General features: G+C 68.5%; 17 protein-coding genes. 10 read left to right on the forward strand and 7 right to left on the reverse strand.

The features are described 5' to 3' along the window. Positions 1–133: 133 nt before the first annotated feature. Entirely contained in the window at positions 134–2,287 is a 2,154-nt protein-coding gene (gene eccE / locus ACFXHE_RS09970; RefSeq protein ID WP_379381691.1) for a type VII secretion protein EccE, read from the reverse strand. Positions 2,288–2,301: 14 nt separating this feature from the next. Next, entirely contained in the window at positions 2,302–4,137 is a 1,836-nt protein-coding gene (gene eccA, locus ACFXHE_RS09975; RefSeq protein WP_379381693.1) for a type VII secretion AAA-ATPase EccA, read from the reverse strand. A 210-nt stretch (positions 4,138–4,347) separates the two neighbouring features. Here eccA and eccD point away from each other — a divergent pair, with 210 nt between their 5' ends. Genes eccD through ACFXHE_RS09995 form a run of 4 tightly spaced genes read left to right on the forward strand, consistent with a single transcriptional unit; the run spans position 4,348 to position 11,569 of the window. Then, the gene (eccD, locus tag ACFXHE_RS09980) at positions 4,348–5,769 is read left to right on the forward strand and encodes a type VII secretion integral membrane protein EccD (RefSeq protein WP_379381695.1); all 1,422 of its coding nucleotides are present in this window, start codon (positions 4,348–4,350) and stop codon (positions 5,767–5,769) included. Further along, positions 5,766–7,238, forward strand: a complete 1,473-nt coding sequence (mycP, locus tag ACFXHE_RS09985) for a type VII secretion-associated serine protease mycosin (protein ID WP_379381696.1) — start codon at positions 5,766–5,768, stop codon at positions 7,236–7,238. The genes eccD and mycP overlap by 4 nt, the downstream gene beginning before the upstream one ends. Positions 7,239–7,255: 17 nt before the next feature. Then, a complete protein-coding gene (eccCa, locus tag ACFXHE_RS09990; protein ID WP_379381698.1) occupies positions 7,256–11,278 on the forward strand; it encodes a type VII secretion protein EccCa in 4,023 nt (1,340 codons plus the stop codon). A 24-nt stretch (positions 11,279–11,302) separates the two neighbouring features. After that, positions 11,303–11,569 (forward strand): hypothetical protein, encoded by a 267-nt coding sequence (locus tag ACFXHE_RS09995; protein ID WP_379381700.1) that lies wholly within the window; start codon positions 11,303–11,305, stop codon positions 11,567–11,569. A gap of 41 nt (positions 11,570–11,610) precedes the next feature. Here the strand turns inward: ACFXHE_RS09995 and ACFXHE_RS10000 are convergent, their stop codons facing one another. After that, complete coding sequence (locus tag ACFXHE_RS10000; protein ID WP_379381702.1) at positions 11,611–12,294, reverse strand: GNAT family N-acetyltransferase; 684 nt, start codon at positions 12,292–12,294, stop codon at positions 11,611–11,613. Further along, the gene (locus tag ACFXHE_RS10005; protein WP_379381704.1) at positions 12,291–13,130 is read right to left on the reverse strand and encodes a GntR family transcriptional regulator; all 840 of its coding nucleotides are present in this window, start codon (positions 13,128–13,130) and stop codon (positions 12,291–12,293) included. Before ACFXHE_RS10005 ends, ACFXHE_RS10000 begins: the two co-directional genes overlap by 4 nt. Positions 13,131–13,461: 331 nt before the next feature. Here ACFXHE_RS10005 and ACFXHE_RS10010 point away from each other — a divergent pair, with 331 nt between their 5' ends. Then, the gene (locus tag ACFXHE_RS10010) at positions 13,462–13,815 is read left to right on the forward strand and encodes a DUF4254 domain-containing protein (protein ID WP_354830395.1); all 354 of its coding nucleotides are present in this window, start codon (positions 13,462–13,464) and stop codon (positions 13,813–13,815) included. A 92-nt stretch (positions 13,816–13,907) separates the two neighbouring features. Here the strand turns inward: ACFXHE_RS10010 and ACFXHE_RS10015 are convergent, their stop codons facing one another. The 3 genes from ACFXHE_RS10015 to ACFXHE_RS10025 form a co-directional block, all read right to left on the reverse strand. Continuing rightward, the gene (locus tag ACFXHE_RS10015) at positions 13,908–15,737 is read right to left on the reverse strand and encodes a protein kinase (RefSeq protein ID WP_379381706.1); all 1,830 of its coding nucleotides are present in this window, start codon (positions 15,735–15,737) and stop codon (positions 13,908–13,910) included. After that, the gene (locus ACFXHE_RS10020; protein WP_379381708.1) at positions 15,734–16,870 is read right to left on the reverse strand and encodes a hypothetical protein; all 1,137 of its coding nucleotides are present in this window, start codon (positions 16,868–16,870) and stop codon (positions 15,734–15,736) included. Before ACFXHE_RS10020 ends, ACFXHE_RS10015 begins: the two co-directional genes overlap by 4 nt. A 221-nt stretch (positions 16,871–17,091) precedes the next feature. Continuing rightward, positions 17,092–20,763, reverse strand: coding sequence for an AAA family ATPase (locus ACFXHE_RS10025; RefSeq protein WP_379381710.1), 3,672 nt, complete (start codon positions 20,761–20,763; stop codon positions 17,092–17,094). Between the two features lie 369 nt (positions 20,764–21,132). Between ACFXHE_RS10025 and infA the strand changes: the two genes are divergently transcribed. From infA to rpsD, 5 genes are all read left to right on the forward strand, one after another. Continuing rightward, complete coding sequence (gene infA, locus ACFXHE_RS10030) at positions 21,133–21,354, forward strand: translation initiation factor IF-1 (RefSeq protein WP_040804562.1); 222 nt, start codon at positions 21,133–21,135, stop codon at positions 21,352–21,354. 118 nt (positions 21,355–21,472) lie between these two features. Beyond that, complete coding sequence (gene rpmJ / locus ACFXHE_RS10035; RefSeq protein WP_033085975.1) at positions 21,473–21,586, forward strand: 50S ribosomal protein L36; 114 nt, start codon at positions 21,473–21,475, stop codon at positions 21,584–21,586. A 236-nt stretch (positions 21,587–21,822) separates the two neighbouring features. Continuing rightward, entirely contained in the window at positions 21,823–22,194 is a 372-nt protein-coding gene (gene rpsM, locus ACFXHE_RS10040) for a 30S ribosomal protein S13 (protein WP_379381712.1), read from the forward strand. Positions 22,195–22,203: 9 nt separating this feature from the next. Next, on the forward strand, positions 22,204–22,617 hold the full coding sequence (gene rpsK / locus ACFXHE_RS10045) for a 30S ribosomal protein S11 (RefSeq protein ID WP_040855472.1): 414 nt from the start codon (positions 22,204–22,206) through the stop codon (positions 22,615–22,617). A gap of 24 nt (positions 22,618–22,641) precedes the next feature. Continuing rightward, positions 22,642–23,247 carry a 30S ribosomal protein S4 gene (gene rpsD, locus ACFXHE_RS10050; protein ID WP_213557958.1) on the forward strand — a complete coding sequence of 202 codons (606 nt, stop codon included), beginning with the start codon at positions 22,642–22,644 and terminating at the stop codon, positions 23,245–23,247. Positions 23,248–23,251: the final 4 nt, after the last annotated feature.

Genomic DNA, 23,251 nt, shown 5'->3' on the forward strand with positions numbered 1-23,251 from the left:
GGTTGAAACCGTGACGCATGTAGAACTTCCCCCGAAACGAATGACCAGCCATACCTGAGCTGCTCGCCTGAAAAGCATACTGTCAGGTTCGAGCAGCGGCACACCTTGGGAATCCACTGGGGGACTTGGTGTCTCAGCGCCGGGCCGTGGCCCCGCTGAGGTAGTGCTGTTCCGCCGGGGTGGTGACCATTTGCGCGGTGGTCATGGTGGCGGGGGTGTGCACGCTGATGGTGTGCGGGGCATCCGGGTGCTGGACGATGGTGACGTCGGCGTCGGGTTGGTAATCGGCGGAAATGGTTTCGTGGATGGTGACCACGGTGGCCGAACCCGGGGGAGCGCTGGCGGGGACGCCGTCGAAGACGATGACGGTGGCGGCGGGGTTGGGGAGGCGGCCGGTGATGGCGGTGCCGCGGGAGCTGTGGGTTACCGAGGATGCCAGCGAGAGGGCGTGGGGAGCGGCGACATTGGTCACCATGCCCTGCCAGGCGCCGGGGCGGGCGGTGTGGACCACCGCGCCGGCGCCGAGGGCGATGGCGCGGAGGATGACCTGTTGGGCCAGTTGGAGGCTGGCGATGATGTCGATGCGGCGGGAGCCGTCGCCGATGAGGGGGACCGCGATGCCGCTGCCGGTGGCGTCGGCGCCGATGAGCTGGCCGCAGCCCGCTGTCGGCATGGTGATGTCGGTGAGGACGTCCACGGGGCCGCGGTAGCCGCTGGGGCGAATCTCCTGGGTGCCGTAGGCGAGGATGTCCATGAGCGCCCACATTTGGCGGCGGGGTAGCTCCTTCAGGCCCGCGACCGGGGGTTCGCCGTGCTCGTAAGGGGTGTCGTAGCGGACTCGGGCGTCCACCTCGATGATGCTCGCGGGCTGGCCGGGCTTCGCGCCCGGCTCGGGGACCGGTTGCAGGCGGGCGGTCACCGTGGTGGCGAGGCTGCGGACCGCCCAGATCTTGGCCAGGCCATCGGAATTGAACAGCTGTGGATCGATCTGGTAGCTCGTCAGGTGAACCCCGTTGTGCTCCAGGTTGTCCGGGTGCTCGGTGAATTCGCCGACGGGAATACCGCGGGTGAGCTCACGCACCGCGGTCGTCATCTCCGACGTCGTCAGTATCGACGCCGTAATGCCGTGCCCGGCAAGGCGATTCGCGACCCGGCGAGTGGCGACCAGGGCCGAGCGCAGCGCGCCCTCGGGACCGCCGCCGCGATTGTCGACGGCCTTGGCGTTGTCGAGCGGATTCAGGCGCAGCACCAGCCACATGGTGCGGTGTGCGATGGCGGGCAGCGGGCCCAGGATCTCGTCGTAGAGGCGGCCCAGCGGTGCGATGCTGGCCGCGTAGCCGGAGATCACCGCCTCGGTGCTGGCGGTGCGGGTGCCGGTGCTGATGACATCGACCGAATGCAGCTCGACATCGTATTGCCGTAGGCAGGCCGCGATCTCGTTGAGCGGCAACAGCTGATCGGTACTCAGTGAACCGCGCCGCAGCAAGGTCAGCGTGTCCGGCGGCGGATCGATGCGCAGCATGGTGGTCAACAGCGTTCCGTCCCAGCGCAATCCGCAGCTGCCGCCATCGGGCAGCGGGACGTCGACCAGGGCGTTCTCGTCGAGACTCGCGCGGCGCGCCTGCTTCCAGCGATACGCGACCCACCGTCCCAGCCGCAGCCCGATCGGCGTCCCGGCCACCGGGACCAGCCCGATGAGCGCGGGCACCAGCCCGGCCACCAGCGCCGCCCACCAGGGCGCGTGCAGCGCCACCACGACCAGAGAGACCGCGACTCCGATCAACGCCACCGGAATCACCAGTCGCAGCGGCAGATTCCGCAGCAGCCACAGATCATCCGAACGCAGCTCGGCCGCAATGGCATTCGCTGCGGGCCGGTTCGCTGCGGACTGCGAGTGCTGCCCCTGAGGCTCTACGGGCTCTGGTGCGGACTGCGCCGCCGGGGGACGCGCTTGCGGCGGCGCCGGTCGCGGCGGCGCGGCTACGGGCGAGCCGCCGTGCGAGAACTCGTCGAACCCGCCACGTCCGAAATCGCCGTCGCCGCTGCGTGAATGGCCGCTCGCCGCACCGGTCGGTGCGAAGTCGCCGGGTCCGCCGGGCCCGAAGCCCGGCTCGCCCTGTCCGTATTCTCGTGGTCCGCCCGGGCCGTAGCCGCCCGGACCGCCCTGCGGGTAACCGCTCGGCGGCCGGCCGTGCCGCCCGTCTCCGGGGTAGCCCCCGTCCCCGACTGGGTTCCCACCATTTCCGCCCGGCTGATAGCCGCCCGCTCCCCGCGGAAAGTCGTTCACAGTTCAGTTGCCCCTCAGTCGGCTGCCGACGCCAGGCCGAGCGAGCCGAGCAGGGTGCTCAGCGCGGCCTTCATGTCCGGGCCCTCGATCCGCATGAGCACCGACTCGTCGACGGCGCTCAGATCGATGGATTCGTCATTGGCCAGCCGGAACTCGCGTTCCTCCTCGGCGGCCTCGATCAGGTTTCGGATGAAGCGACCGTTGCCTGCCACGTCGACACCGCGGCGCGGTTGCCCGCTCTGGTCGGTGCTCTCCATGGTGTAGAGCTTTTCGCAGGTGCTGACCAGCGCGCTGAGCGCGTCCTCGGACAGGTCCGAGTCCCGCTTGGACGCCACCACTTCGCCGATCCGTCCCAGCTCTTCCGCGGTGTAGGACGGGAACTGGAGTCGCTTGGCGAAGCGGGAGGCCAGACCGTCGTTGGCGGCCAGGAAGCGATCGATCTCGCCGTCGTATCCGGCGATGATCACCACCAGGCGGTCGCGGTCGTTCTCCATGCGGGCCAGCAGCGTGTCGACGGCCTCGCGGCCGAACGCGTCACCACCCGAAAGACCCTGCTGGATCAGGGTGTACGCCTCGTCGATGAACAGCACGCCGTCCATGGCGGTGTCGATCAGCGCGTCGGTCTTGATGGCGGTGGAACCCAGGTGCTGGCCGACGAAGTCGGAGCGCTTGGTCTCGACGACCTTGTCGGTCTTGAGAATGCCCAGGCCGCAATAGATCTTGGCGACCACACGCGCGATGGTGGTCTTACCGGTTCCGGGCGGGCCGGTGAACGCGAGATGCTGACCGCGCGCCGAACTCGAAAGTCCCTTCTCCGCACGGATCTTCGCGAGCTGCGCACTCGACTGCAGCTTGGCCACCTGCGTCTTCACCGCCGCCAGGCCGATCTGCTTGTCCAGCTCGGCGCGCGCCTGCGCCAGGATCTCCTTGGCCCGGTCCTCGTGCTCGGCGGCCTGCTTCTCCTCCAGCGAGGGCGCGGAGGCCGGATCCCAGCGGTCGGTGCGGGCCTCGATCACCTCCCGGGTGGTGAGTGTGATGCGGTAGGTGCGGTCGCGCATGGCCGCGGTATTGGCGTCGAAATCCGGTGCCTGCGAATACACCTTCTCGAACAGGGCCTGGGCCTCCTCGGCCTGGCCGTTCTCGCGCAGGCACAGGCCGCGGCAGAACATGGCCGCGGTGCGAGCCGCCGGAATCGGGCCTGCCTCGGCGGCCTCCATGCGGCGGATCGCCTCACCGAACAGACCCAGCTGCGCACAGGCCGTGCCGACCATTACGTGCGCTCCCGCGGCCAGGTACGGGTCCTCCCAGCCGTCGGATCCGTTCAGCACGGACATGACGTCCGGCCAGCGCTGGGTGTTGTAGTGCAGGATGCCGCGCACGTATTTGGCTATGCGGCCGTCGATTTCGAAGTCGGGCTCGCTCGCTCGCGCGCGGCGGTGCTTGTCGAGCTCGTCGAGCACCTGCAGCGCCTCGTCGTAGGACTTCTCGGCGATCAGGTGCGCGGCCCACGCCAGCTGGATCTCGGTGAAACTGGACAGCGGGTAATCGATGTAGAGCCCGGGCAGAAAACGTCCAGCAAGCACCCGCGGCGCCAGCCCCAACCGGCGCTGTTCCCGTCCCAGCGAGACGGTGCTGCACTTGTAGAGGTTGCTCAGAACATCTTTGGTGACATCCCCGGCGGCGGCCCGGCCCAGCCAGGCGTCGGCCATGGTGGGGTCCCACTCGGTCGCGCGCTGAAAGGCGAGTTTGGCGTAGTCGAGGTCCCGGTTCGACTCCTGGCCGTCGATGCTCAACCCCAGGGACAGCACTCCCGCATCGAAGGCGCGTTGGGCCTGGCGAGTGTCGATCATCCTAGTCGAACCCCGAATTCGTCGAACCTGGTTGGTCTTTCGTTCACAATCCCCACCCACACCGTGCGAATCGCAGAGCTGCGGACAGTCGGATACATTATGGTTAACCGCCCTGGGCGGGCAACTGTTGAGAGCTACAGGGGAGCAGTTCAGTCAGTGACAGCACAGTCGATCAGCGGCCCACGGGCTGCTGAACCCGAATTGTGCCGAGTGTCCGTCATCGGGGGGAACACCCAGCTCGACGTCGGTCTACCGGCCAACGTTCCGATCGCCGCGTTCATCGGTGATCTGGTGCGGCTCATCGAATCCCGTAATCCGGATCCGATCGGCGGCGAGGAGGGCGGGACGCCACTCCAATCGCAGCATTGGACGCTGGCCAAATTGGGTCGCGACATGATCGCGCCCAGTCAGACGCTCAATGACGCCGAGATCTACGACGGCGAATTGCTGGTGCTGCGGGCGGTTTCCGCCAAGGAAGCGCCCGCGCTGTTCGACGACGTCATCGACGCTGTGTCGAGGCTCACGGCCGAGGAGTTCCGCAGCTGGTCCGTGACCGCCGCACGGTGGACCGGACTGGTGGCGGGGGTGGCCGCGGTCGCGTTCGCGGTTGTGCTGGGCCTGATCTCGCGATCCGGGGGCGACAAGTTCGTCGCGCCGCCGCTGCTGCTGGGCGGTGCCGTCGCCGCGCTGGTCGCCGCCGCCATCGCCATGCGCAAGTACGCCGACGAGCTGACCGCGACCGTGCTCACGCTGTGCATGCTGCTGCTCACCTTCGGCGGCGCGGCGCTGGCCGTGCCCGGCTCGGTGGGCAGTCCGCACCTCATGCTCGGCGCGGCCGCGACCCTGCTGCTCGCCGTGGTCGGCTACCGCATCATCGGGGCCGGCGCCGCGGTGGTGTCCGCGGTCGTGACCGTGGTGATCCTCTCCGGAATCGGCGCGGCCGTGCGCATGATCTGGGATGCCGGGGTGCCGAAAGTGGCTGCGGGCGTACTGGTCGCGTCGATCATCGTGCTGTCGATGGTGCCGCGGCTGGCCGCCATGCTGGCGCGACTACCCGTGCCGCCGGTGCCCACCGCCGGCGCCGCCATCGATCCGGCCGACCACGAACCCCGGCCCACCATCGAGGGCATCGGCGCCATCGGCGCGACCGTGCTGCCCTCCGCACACGGGCTCGGGCAGCGTGCCCGCACCGCCAATCAGTTCCAGACCGGCATCGTCATCGGCAGTGCGCTGGGCGCCGTCGCCGGTGCGCTCGGCACGGCCGACCCGCTGCACTCCGACCGCTGGCAGGGCATCGCCCTGGCCGTCGTCATCTCGATCATTCTCTGCCTGCGCGGACGCTCGTTCGCCGATCTCACCCAGGCCGCCACGCTGATCGCCAGCGGCTGTGTCACTTTCATCGGTCTGGCGGTACTGCTGGCACTGTCCGACGACGGAATGCTGCTCGTCTCCGCCGGGCTGCTGCTGGTATTCGCGGTGGGAGCCATCGGATTCGGCGTCATCGGCCCGCATGTCGAGGTCACCCCGGTCACCCGGCGCTTCAACGAGCTGTTCGAATACGGCCTGATCGTGTCGATCGTCCCGCTGGTGCTGTGGATCATGGACGTCTACTCGACGGCTCGGAACATATGAGTCGGCGTCCTGGAAACTGGGCGCGAACACTGTGTGCGGGGGCGATTCTCGGCGGTGCGCTGCTGGGGCCGCAGGGCACCGCGGCGGCCACCGTCACCCAGCCCGATCCTGACCTCTCCCATATCGGGGATGCGCAGGCGCTGGCCGGCAAGCCCGCGCCACCGGTGCCGACCCAGAAGAACGCGGTCTGCGTCGAACAGTCGCTGAAGGGCGACACCCCGCGCGATGAGCCCGTCGCGCAGAAGGTGCTCGACCTGCCCGGGGCCTGGCAGGCCAATCCGGGGCCGAACCACAGGGGCGCGGGGCAGAAGGTCGCCGTGATCGACACGGGTGTGAATCGGCATCCGCGGCTGGCGAACCTGCAGGGCGGCGGGGACTTCGTCTCCGACGGCGATGGCACCACCGAGGACTGCGACGGCCACGGCACCCTGGTCGCGGGCATCATCGCCGCTCAGCCCAGCGCGGACGACGCGTTCGTGGGAGTCGCGCCGGACGCGGAGATCCTGTCGATCCGTCAGCTCAGCGACGCCTACAAGGCCAAGGACTCCAATGGCGGGGACACGCCGGGCAGCATGAGCAAGTCGGGGTACGGCAATATGCAGACCCTCGCCGCGGCCGTGGTGCGCGCGGTGAATATGGGTGCGACCGTTATCAATATCTCCGAGGACGCCTGCACGGCCGCCGGTGGCGACACCGCGGACAGCGCGCTCGGCGACGCCGTGCGTTTCGCCTACGAACAGAACGTGGTCGTGGTCGTCGCCGCCGGCAATGTGGACCAGGCCAATGGCTGCGGAACGCAGAACGACCAGTACAGCAATACCAAGACCAGCTGGGACAAGGTGAAGACCATCTCCAGCCCGGCCTGGTTCAACAGGTACGTGCTGGCGGTCGCCTCGGTCGATCCCAGCGGCGGACCCTCCAGCTTCTCGCTCTACGGCCCGTGGGTCGGCGTCGCGGCGATCGGGACCAACATCGTCTCGCTCGACAACAAGCCCGGCGGGACCGGGCTGGTCAACGCCACCGGTCTCGACTCGGGCCAGAAGGCCATCAACGGAACCAGTTTCGCGGCGCCGTACGTGGCGGGCCTGGCGGCGCTGGTGCGGGCGAAGTACCCGGACTGGACCGCGCGGCAGGTGATGAACCAGATCATGCTCACCGCGCATCAGCCCGGCACCGGCCGCGATGACCGCGTCGGCGCGGGCCTGATCGATCCGGTCGCCGCCCTCACCGCGCAGTTCCCGGCCAGCACGCTCACTGCGGACACGCCCGAGCTGCCGATCCATGTCGGGGCGGCGAAATCCCAGGCCTTCCCCACACCGCAAAAGCCTGTCGGCCCACCGCGATTGCCGTGGCTGGTCGCCACCGTCGGCACCCTCGTCTGTCTGTCCGCGCTGGGAATCGGTCTCGCCGTGTCGATTCCGTTCCGGCGACGCCGCCGCGACGACGAGCTACCCGACCTCGATTCCTAACGACCGGAGAAATACCCATGGCTACCGAAGGTTTCGTGCGCCGGCCCCGAATCGCCCCACCCCGCGCCCCGGGCGGTGAGATGGCGCTGACCGCGCCGCCGGAGATTCCGCGTCCGGTGCCCGCGCCGCTCATGAGCAAGCTCATGCCGGTCGTCATGGTGGTCGCCATGATCGGCATGCTCGCCATGATGAGCTTGATGGGCCGGTCGATGCTGTCCAACCCGTACATGATGATGATGCCGATGATGATGATCATGTCGATGGCCGGCATGCTCATGGGTCAGCGCGGCAGCAGCAAGAGCTCCTCGGAGCTGAACGAGGAACGCAAGGATTACTTCCGGTACCTCGACCAGACCCGCCGCGAGGTGCGGCGCACCGGGCAGAAGCAGCTCGAGACGCTGATCTGGAGCCATCCGGAACCGGCGGACCTGCCGTCCGTCGTGGGCACCCGGCGCATGTGGGAGCGGCGGCCCAACGATCCCGACTTCGGGCATGTGCGCGTCGGCATCGGCACGCACCGGCTCGCCGCCAAGCTGGCGCGGCCGGAAACCGGTCCGCTCGAGGATCTGGAGCCGGTGTCCACCGTGGCGTTGCGTCGTTTCGTGCGAACGCATTCCGTGGTGCACCACCTGCCGACCGCGGTATCGCTGCGCGCCTTCCCGGCTATCAATGTCGAAGGACCGGCCGAGGACGCGCGCGGGCTGGTGTGGTCGATGCTCATGGAGCTCACCGCGTTCCACGGCCCCGACCACGTCGCCGTCGCCATTGTCACGGCCGAACCCGACTGCGAGGCCTGGGCGTGGGCGAAATGGCTGCCGCACGTGCAGCATTCGAGCCAGCGCGACGGCATGGGCGCGGCCCGCATGATCTACGGCTCGCTCGGCGAGCTGGAGACGGCGCTCGCCGACGATCTGCTCGAGCGCGGGCGGTTCATGCGCAATCCGCAACCGACGCAGGGGCGCATGCACCTGGTCGTCATCATCGACGACGGATATGTCAGCGGCAGTGAGCGTTTGATCAGCGAGTCCGGTCTGGACGCGGTCACCGTCATCGACCTGAGCGCCGCCGAGAACAGCCTGGCCGCGCGGCGCGGGCTGCAGCTCGTCGCGGTCGGGGGAGAGGTGTTCGCCAAGAGCGCGGCCGGCACCGAGAAGTTCGCCAATGCCGACCGCGTGACCCTCGCGGAGGCGGAGGCGTTCTCGCGCAGCCTGGCTCGCTTCCGCATCGCCACCGCGGCGCAGATCGTCAGCCTCGGCGACAACACCTCCGCCGCCGACCCCGGTCTGATGAACCTGCTCAAGATCCCGGACGCGTCCCAGATCGACCCGGCCAAGGTGTGGCGGCCGCGCGCCGGACGCGAACGACTACGTGTGCCCATCGGCATCACGCCGGACGGGACACCTGTCGAGATCGACATCAAGGAATCCGCCGAGAACGGTATGGGGCCGCACGGCCTCTGCATCGGCGCCACCGGCTCGGGAAAGTCGGAATTCCTTCGCACACTGATTCTTTCGATGGTCACCACACACTCGCCGGATCAGCTCAACCTGATTCTGGTCGACTTCAAGGGTGGTGCGACGTTCCTCGGTATGGATCCGCTGCCGCACGTGGCGGCGGTCATCACCAACCTCGAAGAAGAGCTCTCGCTCGTCGACCGTATGCGTGACGCGCTCGCCGGCGAGATGAACCGGCGGCAGGAACTGCTGCGTTCCGCGGGAAACTTCGCCAATGTCAACGAGTACGAGAAGGCCCGCGCGGCCGGCGTGCCGCTCGACCCGCTGCCCGCGCTGTTCGTGGTCATCGACGAGTTCTCCGAATTGCTCTCGCAGAAGCCGGATTTCGCTGATCTGTTCGTCATGATCGGCCGACTGGGCCGCTCGCTGCACGTCCACCTGCTGCTCGCCTCGCAGCGGTTGGAGGAGAACAAGATGCGCGGCCTCGACTCGCATCTGTCCTATCGCATCGGTCTGCGTACGTTCTCGGCCAACGAATCCCGCGCGGTGCTCGGTATCACCGACGCCTATCACCTGCCCGGCATCCCGGGTTCCGGCTACCTGAAGAGCGACGCCTCGGATCCGTTGCGGTTCAACGCGACCTATGTATCGGGTCCCTACGTCGCACCCCGGGCGGCCCGGCAGGCCGCGGACGGCACCACCGTCGTCGAAGCGCCGCCGCGCGAATTCACCGCCGCTATGGTCGAAATCCTCGAGCAGCCCGAACCGGAGAACCCGCTCGATCCGCTCGACCTGCTGCCGCCCCCGCCGCCGACAGGCGACGAAGGCCTGCCCGACAGCCTGCTCCAGACCGTCGTGAAACGCCTGACCGGTCACGGTCGCCCGGCCCACGAGGTCTGGCTGCCGCCGCTGGACGAGTCGCCGACCGTGGACATGCTGCTGCCGGATCCGGACTGGCGGTCGCCGGTCAACCGGCACGGGCAGCTGTGGATGCCGATCGGCATCATCGACAAGCCCTATGAGCAGCGCCGCGACGTGCTCACCATCAATCTCGCCGGGGCGCAGGGCAATGTCGCGGTGGTCGGTGGCCCGCAGTCCGGCAAGTCCACCACGCTGCGCACCATCATCATGTCCGCGGCGGCCACGCACACGCCCGAACAGGCGCAGTTCTACTGCCTCGACTTCGGTGGTGGCTCCATGGCGGGTCTGGTCGGCCTGCCGCACGTGGGTTCGGTCGCCGGCAAGCTCGACTCCGACAAGGTGCGGCGCACCATCGCCGAACTCGCCACCCTGCTGCGCGAGCGCGAAGAGCGCTTTGCCGCCCAGGGCATCGAATCCATGGCCGAATTCCGGCGGCGCAAGCACGCCGCGCTGGCCTCGGACCGCGCCGACGACCCGGTACTGGCCGACCGATTCGGCGACGTGTTCCTGGTGATCGACAACTGGCAGGTCGTCCGCGAGGAATTCGACAGCCTGGAGCCGGTGGTCGGACAGCTTGCCGCCCAGGGTCTTTCGTACGGCATCCACGTGATCCTGGGCGCGAACCGCTGGGGCGAGATCCGCGCCTCGGTGAAGGACATGATCGGTACCCGCATCGAGTTGCGCCTGGGTGACCCCTCCGACTCCGAGATGGGCCGTCGCGTCGCGGTCAACGTCCCGCTCAACCGGCCCGGCCGCGGTCTCACCCCGGACCAGCTGCACATGCTCATCGCCATGCCGCGCCTGGACTCCGACACCAACGTCCAGAATCTGGCCGAGGGTGTGGCCGCCGCGCGCACCGAGATGCAGGCCATCTGGGGCGAACGCCGCGCACCCGCCGTTCGCACGCTGCCCGGTAGCGTGCCCCGCGAGCAGGCGCTGGAACTGGCCCACCGCCACGGTATTCAGCAGAGCCCCACCAAGGTGGTCATCGGCATCGGCGAATCCGAACTGCAGCCGATCGTCCTGGATTTCAGCTCCGACCCGCACTTCATGGTCTTCTCCGAGGTCGAATCGGGTAAGACCACGGTGCTGCGCAACATCATTCGCGGCCTGGCCGAGAGCTCCAACGCCGACACGGCCCGCGTCATCCTCATCGACTACCGCCGCACCCTGCTGGGTGTGCTGGAAGGCGACCAGCTGGCCGGGTACTCGACCTCCTCGCAGACCTGTGGCGGCATGATCAAGGAAGTAGTCAACTACCTCTCCAAGCGCATTCCCGGCTCCGACATCACCCCCCAGCAGCTGCGCGATCGCGACTGGTGGACCGGCCCGGAGATCTACGTCGTGGTCGACGACTACGACATGGTCGTCGCGGGCGGAAACCCCCTGGGCGCCTTGGTGGAGCTCCTACCGCAGGCCCGCGACATCGGCCTGCACGTCATCATCTCCCGCAATATGGGTGGCATCTCCCGAGCTCTCTACGACCAGGTCCTGGGCTCGATGAAGAACCTGTCGGTCCCCGCCCTCCTCATGAGCGGTTCCCGGGACGAGGGCAAACTCATCGGCGACATCCGCCCCATGCGCCTCCCACCCGGCCGCGGCATCCTCTGGTCCCGCTCCCGCGGCGACGAAATGATCCAAATCGCCGACCTCCCGGCGCTGTAACCGGGTGGCACACAAGGAAGTCGCATGAACATCGGCCCCGGCTCGATACCCGGCGGCCACCGCATCGAACGCGCGCTCGGCAGCGGCGGAATGGGCACGGTCTACCTGCCCGCCCACCCCGCCCTGCCCCGCCGCGACGCCCTCTGGCCCCTCGCCGAGGACCCCGGATTCCGTGCCCGCTTGGACCGCGAAGCGAATCTCGCCGTGACCCTCGACCATCCGAGCATCGTCGCTGTCCACAGCACGGTGTCTGCGGCCGCGCGACCTCGCCGAAAGCGTCTACGCCGGTGACGATCCGAAAATGCGCCGCTGAGATGCAGTAGCCACAGGGATCACGTGGTTGCCGGGCCCGGCTCGGTGATCGCGCCGGGGAGGGTGCGCAGGAGTGGGTTGTGGGTGAGGGACCAGATGGTGGTGGGGTCCGGGTTCAGGGTGAAGCGTGTGGTTTCGCCTGCTGCCAGGGTGAGGGTTGGACGCGTCGTGCCGGGGTGGGGCCACGCTGCTGTGGGGCGTTCGAAGAGGGCTCGGGAGGGGCCGGTGGCTTCGGGGCCGGCTATGCGGGCCAGGTGGAAGCCGGCTCGGCGGTAGTAGGCGTGGAGGTCGGTGTTGGTGGTCCAGGCGTCGAGGCGGACCCAGGTGCGGCGTTTTTCGCGGGCCAGGTGGGCGGCGTGGGCCAGCAGGGCTTCGCCGACGCGGGTTCCGGCGAAGCGGAGGTCGACGATCATGTAGTGGATGATCACGGCGTCGGCGAGTTCGCCGGGGGACCAGAGGTTTTCGTCGGCGCGGTCGTTGACGGTGATGGTGCCGGCCGCTTCGCCGTCCACCTCGGCGATCCAGGTCTCGCCCTGGCGGACCGCGTGGGCCACGAACCGGACGAAGGTCTCGATGGGGAGTCCTCGCCCGGCCCGCGTCCACTGGTCACTGCCGCGCGCCGCCAGCCAGCTCGTACGTTGCAGCCGGAACCGGGTGATGGTCCCAAGATCGGCGATACGGGCGCGGCGCAGGTGCGGTTTCATGGCGAACCGGGTAGCAGGGAATTACCGAAGGAATGGGAATTTCCGGACGGAAATGGAGCGCCCAGAGTTTTACGAATAATGTCCGTTCCTTCGTCATCGCCCAATTCGTATGCCAATCGGTTGCGGGCCGCTGTGGAACGATGGCGCGTCACTCGGGTGACGCGATCGTGGTTGGCTCCGATGCGGAGATGGTCGAGCAGTAGCGTACCCGGGCCCACGCCCAGCAGCGCCGCCTCCTCGGCCATGGCGGGTCGGGCGACGATGGTGTCGCGATGGGCGGTCTCGGCGAATCCGCGTTCGGCGAGCCGCCGCGTGGTGCCCTCCGGAATGTCGTGTGGTGCGTCGATTCCGGTGGCTTCGGCCAGATCTCGCGGATAGAAGCTGACCTCCCACGACCACGGCTCGTTGTCCAGATACTGCATGATCGTGCGCGACACGACCCACTCGTCGCGCGCGACACCCAGCCAGTGCGCCACTTCCGGACTGGCCGGTTCCATTCTGGCGCTGAACTGTTTGGACGGCTCCCGCCCCGCGGCGCGCGCGATCTCGGAGAAGATGTCGTGCGCCGCCTTCGGCCGGTCCGGCCGAATATGGTTGGTGACAACGGATTCCAGCACTTCCTGACTGCGCACGATGGTGCCTCGGGAAGTGGCTGTGTAAACCAGGTTTTCGGCAACCAGGAGTTGAATTGCGTTGCGAGCAGTTGTAATCGAAACCTGCATCTGGTCGGCCAGCTCATTGTGACTCGGCAGTCGATCGCCCGGTTCCCACTTGCCGGCGCGGATCTCCTCGCGGAGGAGGTCTGCGATCCGTTGATATCTCGGACCGTCCGCCATCTCGCTCCTCGGTTGTTGCTTCAAGGCTCAGAAGTCTACTCCGGCAGTACTACTGCCGTGTAAGGCTTGACACCAGCATTCTGAGGTTTATTGTAATGAACGTCCTGAATGCGGTGTTGTTATACGTCGAAGAACGCGAGGCAACGTGGCAGGTTCGGAGACATCAAACACGGTCGTTGTGGCATTGCCCGACGTGTCCGCTTCGTATGCGGATATGGAGGCGCAGCCCTTGGCTGCCGGCCTATTGCCGACCTCCGACCTACTACTGCGCGCTTGTCGCGGTCACCGGGTGATCGGCGGACCACTGCTGTGGTTCGCCCACGATCTCGCGGTGCTGCACGAGCGGCGGCTGGTCGGGCGCGGCGGTATCGGTCCGGAAACCGATCCCACCTCGATCGTCGAAACAAAGCGCCGCCGAATCGAATTGGTCATGGCCATCGACGACTGGATCGTGCGCTCGGTTCCCCAGCATCGGCTGGGTGCGACCCTGCACACCGAAACGGTCGGTTCGGTCATCGATCGCCTCGCAGAGGCTTCGGTTCGGGCTCATCACGCGTTGATGACCCTTGACGCGAATGATGAAATGCTACACGGCGCTTGGCACCATTTAGCCGAATTGTCGGACGCTTACGACGATCTCGTTCGTGATGTGCTCGCCGGTCGGCGGCGGCTGCCCGCCTGGTAATAACGAAACAACTGTGCGGTCCGGGCCCGAGGGCGGCCCGGACCGCCATGTTCCGCGCGAAAGATCATTTGCAATTGCAGTGCGCGGAGATGCTACTTCGGCAGTTGCCGGATGGCCTCGTCGAGCAGTTTCACGGCCTTGCCGCACGCATCTGGTGAATTCGACAGATCGGACACCGTGAGCTTCAGTTGCTCGGCATTGCCTTTATCCGTGGGCCGCACCAGATAGCTGAGGTAGCAGTCGTTGCTGGAGCGCGCGCCTGTGACGTACGCGGTGAATTCGCCGGCCTGCAGGGTTTCGTAGGTCCACTCGCCCTGATCGGGGCGGCTCTGGTCGACCAGGTCGACGCGGACCCAGCCGTCCCGGCCGATGGTCGCGCAGGCGTGCGGTGCGCGCTGATGGTCGGCGATATCGCCGACGATCTCCCGAATCGTGCTGTCCTGCACCACCGAACACGGGTCCACGCGCAGAATCGAATTCGACGGGACCGTCCGCTGCGGCACGTACGAGGTGAGCTGCTGCGCGACGGCGGTCAGCGCGTCCTCCGCCGCGGTGCAGGCGGTTCCCGGCTGGGCCGCGGGGTCCAGCTCCTCGGCCGACATCCGCAGCGGCACCTTCCCGCCGGACTGGGTCACCAGCACGGTGTCGCATTTGTTGTCCGCGGCTCCGGCGCTGAGGATCGGGCCCCAGCCGGCGGTCCGGCCCGTCGGCGTCAACTGGTCCACACCGATGGCGTGGTCGGGAATGTCCAGGTTGTAGTGGACCTTTCGCTGCGTCGAATCGACCACGGTGGTGCCGCAGCCGCCCTCGGGCGAGGCTTGCGGATCACCGGTGCGCGTGCCGAGCTTGCCGGGCACCGCCTTGTCGATGACCGCGCAGAAGTCCAGCAGCCGCAATTCCATGGCCGTCAAGTCCAGTGACGGGTCCGTGCGCGGCTGGGCATGGCCGTCGGTCTGCGACGACCGGCTCAGCCCCGCCAGCGTGCCGCTCACCACCACCAGACCGGTGACGGCCGCCGCCGCCCAGCCGATCGTGCGCCGCCGCCGACCGGCCAAGCGCGCCAGCTGATCCCGGTAGCGGGTCTCCTGCTCACCGCTGGACGCCCACCATTCGGCATCTGCTCGATGCGTCTCGATGAACTCCAGCACCGGCTGCGGCCACGCCGATTCCGCGGAAATGCGCTCCGCCTGCTCCAGCAGCTGACGCGCCGACGGGCGATGCGCGTGATCGGGCGCCAGGCAGGACTCCACCAGTTTGCGCAGCGCATGCGGGACCGCCTGCAGATCCGGTGTGGCGGACATGGATCCGGTGGCGGCCAGGACCAGCAGCATGCCGACCGCGTAGATGTCGACGGCGGAGGTCACCGGCTCGCCCCCGGCCTGCTCGGGGGCCACGTAGGGCGCAGCGTCGGCGACGGCGGCCGAAGCGCCCTCGCCGTCGCGTGCCCGGGTGATACCGAAATCGATGATGCGCGGGCCCTCGGGCATCAGCAGGACATTGCCGGGCTTGAGATTCCGGTGCACCAGGACCGCCCGGTGCACCTCGATCAGGGCGGTGGCCAGACCGATCGCCAGCAGGCGCAGGCCCGGCAGCGGCAGCGGACCGCAGGCCGCGACGACCGTCGCGAGATCCGGTGCCGGCAGGTATTCGGTGGCAAGCCAGGGGCGTTCGGCATCCGCGTCACTGTCCACCACGGCCGCTGTATAGGGTCCGGTCAGCTGCTTGGTGGTCTCCAGCTCGCGCTGGAAGCGTGCCCGGAACTCCATATCCACGGTCTGCGAGCGGTGAATCTGCTTGATCGCCACCAGCTTTCCGGTGGGCGTGCGGCCGAGCAGCACCCGGCCCATATCGCCGGTGCCGATGACGGCGATCATATGGTGCGGGCCGATCCAGCGTGGATCGTCGGGCAGCAGTGCCTTCATCGCGGACCTCCCATGATCGCGTACTGCGCCGCCGCCAGCTGCCGGACATCGGTCTCGGTATTGCTGTAGACCACCGCCACATACCCGTCGCGCACCACCACACACCGATAGCGGCGGGCCTGCACGGATGTCGGGTCCGGGCGGGTCGCCTGCGAACAGGTTGCGGCGGTCAGGCCGCGGACATTACGCATCCAGGTGTACTCCGAGTTCTCAGGGTCGGCGGCGAGGTCTCGGCCGTACTGTGCGGCGGCCTTCGAATCCCGCATCCGATACAGGTACTTGTTGTGGGACACCGCCAGCGCCGTCACGCCGCTGCCGGAATATTTGCCGAAAGTGTGCGGTGGCTCCGGTGAGAGCGCCGAGAAGGCGCGGACCCCGAAGGCGGCGAACGTCTTCGGGTCGGCCAGCGGATCACCGGTGCGCACCAGCCGGGTCAGCAGGCCGTCCGGATCGAGCGGCACCGTGGCCGGATCCGGAACGGGGGAGGTGTCGAAACCGGCCAGCCCGGCCACCTGCTTGCGATAGGTGGTGGTGACCATATCGACCAGCCGACCCAGATCGGGATCCGGCAGTTCGGCGTACACCCGGATCACCACGTTCTTCCACGCCATGAGACTGCCCAGCGAAGGGACGCCCGGCCGCCAATGACTCAGCGCGGCCGGGAAGGCATCCACCCCGACCGGCGCGTTGTCGGGACTCGCCTCGAAATCGACCCGGGCCATCTCCGCCGCGGCCGCCGTCGCCGACCGCTCGTCGCGAAATGCCGTGAGCGACACCGCCAGATACTTCTGCGGCGGACCGTCACCGGCAGGCCGGTTCGCGGCCGCGATACCGAAGGAACCGGCCACCCCGAAGGGGCGCGCCGCCGCCCGCTGCTGCGGTGAGAGCGCGGTCTCGTGGTAGCCGCGATCGTCGGCCGAGATCCCGCCGCCGCGCACCGTCGTCAGGTCGGGATCGATATCGGTCGCGAAGACGATGTGATTTGCCAGCCGAATCGACTCGGCGAAGATCCCGCGGATCCGGCTCGGCTGCCGATCGAAGTCATCGTCGCCATGGATCGCGTACGGCCCGTAATCCGGTGCACCGCCGTCGTTCCCGCACGCGGCGGCCAGGACCAGCACGGCGGCACCCATTCCGGCGGCGCACCATCGCCCGGACCTCAGACGCATCCGTTCCCCTCACCCACCGGTCAGTGGCGGGCCGGCCGTACGTGCAAAACCCGCATCGCGCCGAGGCGAGCGGCGCGATCGAGCCACAAACTAGCACCCGGCCGGTGCCATGTCATGCGCAGCCGTCCCGGCCGAAGCCACTGCCCGCGAACGGATTCGGAACCGGTGCCGGAACCGGCCCCGGCTCAGCCCCGATAGTGCCGGTGATCGGCCCCGAAATCATCGGCGACGGTGGCCGCCAGCTCGACATACGCGCGTTTGGTGGGCTTGCTCAGGCGGTGCAGATCGATCTCCGCGCCCTCACCCAGATGCGCGTCGTAGGGGATGATGTGCACTGCGCGGCAACGCGACAGGAAATAGTCGCGCAACTGATTGATGCCGACATTCGGGGCGCCCGGGCGCGGCAGGTTGATCACCACCACGGCATTGCGGACCAGATGATCGTGGCCGTGCAGCGACAGCCAGTCCAGGGTGGCGGCGGCACTGCGCGCGCCGTCGATGGCCGAGGACGAGATCAGCACCAGGGAGTGCGCCAGATCCAGCACACCCGCCATGGCCGAATGCATCAGGCCGGTACCGCAGTCGGTGAGGATGATGTTGTAGAAGCGCTGCAGAATGCGCGCGACCGCGCGGTACTCCTCCTCGCTGAACGCCTCCGACGCCGCCGGATCCCGCTCACTGGCCAGCACCTCCAGGCGGCTGCTGCCCTGCGAAGTGTGGCGGCGCACATCCGAATACCGCTGAATCTGCTCGTCCAGCAACAGATCCCGCACTGTCGACCGGGTCTGCAGCGGCACCCGCTGCGACAACGTCCCGAAGTCCGGATTCGCGTCGACCGCGATCACCCGGTCCCCGCGAATCGAGGAGAAGATCGAGCCCAACCCCATGGTGGTCGTCGTCTTCCCGACGCCGCCCTTCAGCGACAGCACCGCGATCCGGTAGTCCCCGCGCACCGGCTGCCGGATCCGCGCGACCAACTCCTGCAGCCGCCGCTCCTCCGCCGACATCCCGGGCTTGATCGCACCACCGGACATATGGTGCACGGCCCGCCGCCACCCCGACTCCGGAGCCTTCTTGGCCCGCCGCATCGGCACATCATCCAGCGACGGCACGGGACCACCGGCAAACCCGCGCGGCCCGCCCGCACCCCAGGCGCCCGGCCCGCCGACTCCCGGCTGCCCGGAAGCCGGCACACCGTACTGTCCCGGACCCCCGGCTCGCCCGGGAGCCGCGACACCATAGTGGCCCGGAGCCCCGGCCTGCCCCGGCGTCGAGACGCCGTGCTGCCCTGGAGCACCACCCTGTCCCGGGCCCATGCCGTACTGCCCGGGAACCGCTGCCTCCGGCTGACCCGGCGCACCCTGGCTACCCGGCCCACCGAACCCTTGCTGTCCCGGGCCGCCGGGCACACTGCCCGCATCCGGCCCGGATCCGTTCGGGTGAACAGCGCCCTGTTCCTGTCCCGGTGCGGCCCAGGGCATTTGCTCACCAGCACCCATGCCCTGCGCTCCTGGACCACCGGCGTGCGGCCCGGTCAACCCGGCGGCTGCCGCCTCGGACATGGGCGCGTTCGCCCAAGGATTCGCGTCCGGGTTGGTGGCGTCCGCGCCACCCGGCATCGGCCCATCCGGCCCCTGCGCCCAAGGATTCAACTGCGGCGGAACAGCACCCGCCGGGAATCCCGGGGTTTGCTGCATCGGCGGCATCCCCGAATCGGGGCGGCCCGGACCATGCGCCTGCGGGCCGTTCAGACCCGCCGCTGGTGCCTCGGACATGGGTACGTTCGCCCAGGGGTTCGCATCCCCATCGGGGTTGCTGGACGAACCGTCAGGATGGGTGAAATTCGACCCAGGTGCCTGCCCCCACGGATTCGGCTGCGGCGGAAAAGAACCCGCCGGGAACCCTGGAGTCGGCTGCGTGCCCTGCGCGCCCGGGAACGGTCCTGGAACCGGCGGCGCGGGCGGCATCCATTGGCCGCCATTGCCGGACATCTGCGCGCCGGGACCCGGAATCTGAGACAGCGGACCGGATCCGGTGCCCTGTGCCAGCGGACCTGAACCCTGCGGTCCGGTTGCGGGAACCTGTGGGATCGGTCCGGTGCCCTGCGGTGGGGGGCCGGGGGGCTGCGGCGTCGGGTGGGTGGCCTGAGGACCGGCCTCGGTCTGCTGCGGCGCGGTGCCGGGCATCGGGGGCAGGGGCGGGCGGTTGTCGTTCTGGCCGGGGGCGGGCGGGGTGGAATTCCCTTGCGATGCAGGCGGTACGGGGTCGCCGGGGCGGGGGTCCACTGGATGCGGGAATGGGACTTCTGCGGCGCGGTGACGGCCCGGGGTCATCGACTGGTCGAAAGCGGTATTCGGGTCGGCTTGTTCGCCGTCGGTGGGCGCGCCGGTCGGACCGGCCGGCTGGGCCTCGAGCAGTTCGTGTGCGGCGGCCGTCGTGTTCGGTACGGGCGCAGCGTCATTGCCGCCGGACGGGCTGGGAATACGTGTGGTGGGGTCGGCGGTGGGGCGCTCGCCGGAGGCATCGTTCGTGCCTTGTCGACCCGCTGCGGCGGCCTGGCCGGAGTCCGCGTGGCCGGTGTCATCGGGCTGACGGGAGTCCGGTTGACCTGCGCCGGGGCCGGTTTCGGGGGCCGGGGGGATCGGTGTGCGCGTGGTCGGGGCGGCCGGGGCGATGATGCCGGAGCCGGTCGCGTCCAGGTCGCCCGGAGCCGGGGGCAGGGGCGGGTGCCCCATCTTGGTGGTGGCGTCGGCCGGATCGGCTGCGGTATCGGCTTCGCCAGGGGCCGGGGGCAGCGGCGGGCGCGCGGCGCGGAGCGCCGGATCGTTTGCGGCCGAGTCGACTTCACCGGGGGAGGGCGGGAGCGGCGCCCGGGTGGCGGGATCCGCCGGGGGACGCGCGGGGTTGGCCGGGCCGGGAGTACCCGCGGCCGATGCACCGGCGAGGGAGGCGCCCCTCGGATACGACTCAGCGGCACTCGGGCCCTGTGGTGAGTTCGGCGAAGACGGCAGTGGCGGCGGGGTGAAGTCGGGTTTCGCCTGCTGCGGTTGCGCCGGAGCGGCCAGCTCGGCCGGATCCACGGGCTCGGCGGGCGGCGTGGGCGGCGTCGAGAATTGCGGACCCTGTACCGGTCCCAGCGGACCCGAATGCGGGGCCGGCCGAGCCGGTTCGGCACTGGCGATGCGCTGCGTCGGATCAACCGGGGGCGTTGGCGGGGGCGAGAACTGCGGACCGGGCGTGGGTCCGAGCGGGCCCGAATGAGGGCCCGGGCGAGCCGGTTCCGGGGCGGCCGGGTGTACGGGTTGTCCGCCATTGGCTGGAGGGACATCGAAGCGAGGCCCCTGTGGCAGGTTGGGCGCCTGACCGGGATGCGGTGCACCGCCGAAGCCTTGACCGTTGGGCGGCGTCGAGCCTTGCCCGTTGTGCGGCCCGGGCGCAGGGCGCTGGCCGTTCCGCGGGAGCTGGGTCGGGGTTTGGCCATTCGGCGGCTGTGCCGGGCCGTGGCCATTGGGCTGTGGCGGTCGCGCGTTGTGTCCGTTGGACTGCTGATTCGCGCTGCCCGACTGGTCGCCGCGGTGCGGGAGGTTGAAGTGGGTGCCGGGGTCGCGGGTCGGCATCGGGGTGGCCGGCGGCGAGGCCCACGGATTCGGCTCGGCGCCACCGGAGGCGGGGGCGGGATTCGCGGCGGGCGGCTGGGCGGTGGGCTCGGGTGGCGCATCCTTGCGCGGCTTGCGCCGGCCGAAGAGGCCGCGGCCGCCCTTCTGCTCGGGGATGACCTCGTCCTGGGGGAGGTTCTCGACGGGAGCCTCGTAACCGGTTGCGGCGACCTCGCTCTCGGAGAGCCAGGGTGGGAGCATTGGGAGTCCGTCGTTCTCGCGACTCACATCTACCCCCGGTGTTCGATCGAGCGTGCAGGACAGCGCGTAGTTTAGCGATCTCCGATGGGTGCGCGCCCGGCGTATCTCGTCCGCCCGGTGGCGCGCTGCGCGCAACCGGTGGCATCGGCCGTGCACAGCGGGGCATGTCACGGCACCCGTATTTGGCCGGGTCTGGGGAAACGGGTAAGCTAGGTCGCTGGTGACTTACATAGTGGTTGTGGCATGTCCTAGTGCCGCCTCCAGTGAGTATGTCACCGGGTTGGCCGCAATGCACCACCAACTTCGGGGCCGACCTGCCGTAATGAGCTTGAACCAACCAGGTTCAGCCTAACCGGGATCGCGGAGGATATGGCGAAGAAGGAAGGGGCCATCGAGGTCGAGGGCCGGGTTATCGAGCCGTTGCCCAACGCGATGTTCCGGATCGAGCTGGAAAACGGTCACAAGGTGCTGGCCCACATCAGCGGCAAGATGCGGCAGCACTACATCCGCATCCTGCCCGAGGACCGCGTCGTCGTGGAGCTGTCGCCCTACGACCTGACCCGCGGCCGCATCGTCTACCGCTACAAGTGAGTCACCCCCGCGGGTGCCAAAGACTTCCGGGGCGCGAGTCCCGGGTTTTCCCCGGTCAAACCGGCCGGGGAAAAACTGTGTTCACGGCCAGTGAACACCGACCCAGATTGGATCTGACGTGAAGGTTCAGCCGTCCGTCAAGCCGATCTGCGAGAAGTGCAAGGTGATCCGCCGCCACGGTCGGGTCATGGTGATCTGCGAGAACCTGCGCCACAAGCAGCGTCAGGGCTGATTGCGGCCTCGTGCCGTGATCGCCGGGACAGTGGATTCTTCACGCCCCCGGTCGCTCACCGCCAAGCACCGAACGCGGTTCGGATTGGCAACAAAGAAGAAACTCCCAGCGCCAGTCGCCGTCGCCGAGTCCCGTAGGGGACGGATGGCGGCCCACCCCCGGTACGGAGGCCGGGGCCCCACTCACGAGGGGACGGACAGGGAGCAGACCTCCGCAAAAGTAAGGAATCGCCAACCATGGCACGTCTGATGGGCGTCGACCTCCCGCGCGAAAAGCGCATGGAGATCGCGCTGACCTACATCTTCGGCATCGGCCGTACCCGCGCCAAGGAGATCCTGGACGTTACCGGCGTCAGCCCGGACCTGCGTTCCAAGGACCTCAGCGATGACGACCTGACCAAGCTCCGCGACTACATCGAGGGCTCGGACATGAAGGTCGAGGGTGACCTGCGCCGCGAGGTGCAGGCCGACATTCGTCGCAAGATCGAGATCGGCTGCTACCAGGGCATCCGCCACCGTCGTGGCCTGCCTGTGCGTGGCCAGCGGACCAAGACCAACGCCCGCACGCGCAAGGGTCCGAAGAAGACCGTCGCCGGCAAGAAGAAGTAGGGATAGCGCATGCCTCCGAAGAGCCGGGCCTCGGGCCCGAAGAAGACTCAGAAGTCGCGTCGCCGGGATAAGAAGAACATCCCGCACGGCCACGCGCACATCAAGAGCACGTTCAACAACACGATCGTGTCCATCACCGACCCTGAAGGCAACGTCATCTCCTGGGCGTCCTCCGGCCACGTCGGTTTCAAGGGCTCGCGTAAGTCGACTCCGTTCGCCGCGCAGCTGGCCGCCGAGAACGCTGCCCGCAAGGCGCAGGAGAACGGCGTCAAGAAGGTCGACGTCTTCGTGAAGGGCCCGGGTTCGGGCCGCGAGACCGCGATCCGTTCGCTCCAGGCCGCGGGCCTGGAGGTCGGCACGATCTCCGATGTCACCCCGCAGCCGCACAACGGCTGCCGTCCGCCCAAGCGGCGTCGCGTCTAAGCGGGAAGGAAAAGGTACAGAACAATGGCTCGTTATACAGGCCCCATTACCCGCAAGTCGCGTCGTCTGCGTGTCGACCTCGTCGGAGGCGACCAGGCGTTCGAGCGTCGTCCTTACCCGCCCGGCCAGCACGGCCGCGCGCGGATCAAGGAATCCGAGTACCTCATGCAGCTGCAGGAGAAGCAGAAGGCTCGCTTCTCGTACGGCGTCATGGAGAAGCAGTTCCGCAAGTACTACGAAGAGGCGAACCGCCAGAAGGGCAAGACCGGCGACAACCTGCTGCGTCTGCTCGAGGCTCGTCTGGACAACGTCGTGTACCGCGCCGGTCTGGCCCGTACCCGTCGTGGCGCCCGCCAGCTGGTCTCGCACGGCCACTTCACCGTCAACGGTGTGAAGGTCGATGTGCCCAGCTTCCAGGTCTCGCAGTACGACATCATCGATGTCAAGCCGAAGTCGCTGGCCATGTACCCCTTCCAGGTGGCGCGTGAGACCGTCGGCGATCGCCCGATCCCGGGCTGGCTGCAGGTCGTTCCCGGCCGCCTGCGGATCCTGGTGCACCAGCTCCCCGAGCGTGCGCAGATCGATGTTCCGCTGCAGGAACAGCTGATCGTCGAGTTCTACTCGAAGTAATAGG

The organism is Nocardia sp. NPDC059229 (genome assembly GCF_042754165.1).
In the GTDB taxonomy this organism is placed as follows: Bacteria; Actinomycetota; Actinomycetes; order Mycobacteriales; family Mycobacteriaceae; genus Nocardia.

Bases quoted from the DNA above. Each gene is read 5' to 3' on its own strand.
- infA (WP_040804562.1), top strand. From the start codon at position 21,133: ATGGCGAAGAAGGAAGGGGCCATCGAGGTCGAGGGCCGGGTTATCGAG.
- ACFXHE_RS10005 (WP_379381704.1), bottom strand. From the start codon at position 13,130: ATGGCGGACGGTCCGAGATATCAACGGATCGCAGACCTCCTCCGCGAG.
- ACFXHE_RS09995 (WP_379381700.1), top strand. From the start codon at position 11,303: ATGAACATCGGCCCCGGCTCGATACCCGGCGGCCACCGCATCGAACGC.
- ACFXHE_RS10020 (WP_379381708.1), bottom strand. From the start codon at position 16,870: ATGGGTGCCGCCGTGCTGGTCCTGGCCGCCGCGTGCGGGAACGACGGC.
- mycP (WP_379381696.1), top strand. From the start codon at position 5,766: ATGAGTCGGCGTCCTGGAAACTGGGCGCGAACACTGTGTGCGGGGGCG.
- rpsK (WP_040855472.1), top strand. From the start codon at position 22,204: ATGCCTCCGAAGAGCCGGGCCTCGGGCCCGAAGAAGACTCAGAAGTCG.
- rpsD (WP_213557958.1), top strand. From the start codon at position 22,642: ATGGCTCGTTATACAGGCCCCATTACCCGCAAGTCGCGTCGTCTGCGT.
- ACFXHE_RS10000 (WP_379381702.1), bottom strand. From the start codon at position 12,294: ATGAAACCGCACCTGCGCCGCGCCCGTATCGCCGATCTTGGGACCATC.
- ACFXHE_RS10025 (WP_379381710.1), bottom strand. From the start codon at position 20,763: ATGCTCCCACCCTGGCTCTCCGAGAGCGAGGTCGCCGCAACCGGTTAC.
- eccA (WP_379381693.1), bottom strand. From the start codon at position 4,137: ATGATCGACACTCGCCAGGCCCAACGCGCCTTCGATGCGGGAGTGCTG.
- ACFXHE_RS10015 (WP_379381706.1), bottom strand. From the start codon at position 15,737: ATGAAGGCACTGCTGCCCGACGATCCACGCTGGATCGGCCCGCACCAT.
- eccCa (WP_379381698.1), top strand. From the start codon at position 7,256: ATGGCTACCGAAGGTTTCGTGCGCCGGCCCCGAATCGCCCCACCCCGC.
- rpsM (WP_379381712.1), top strand. From the start codon at position 21,823: ATGGCACGTCTGATGGGCGTCGACCTCCCGCGCGAAAAGCGCATGGAG.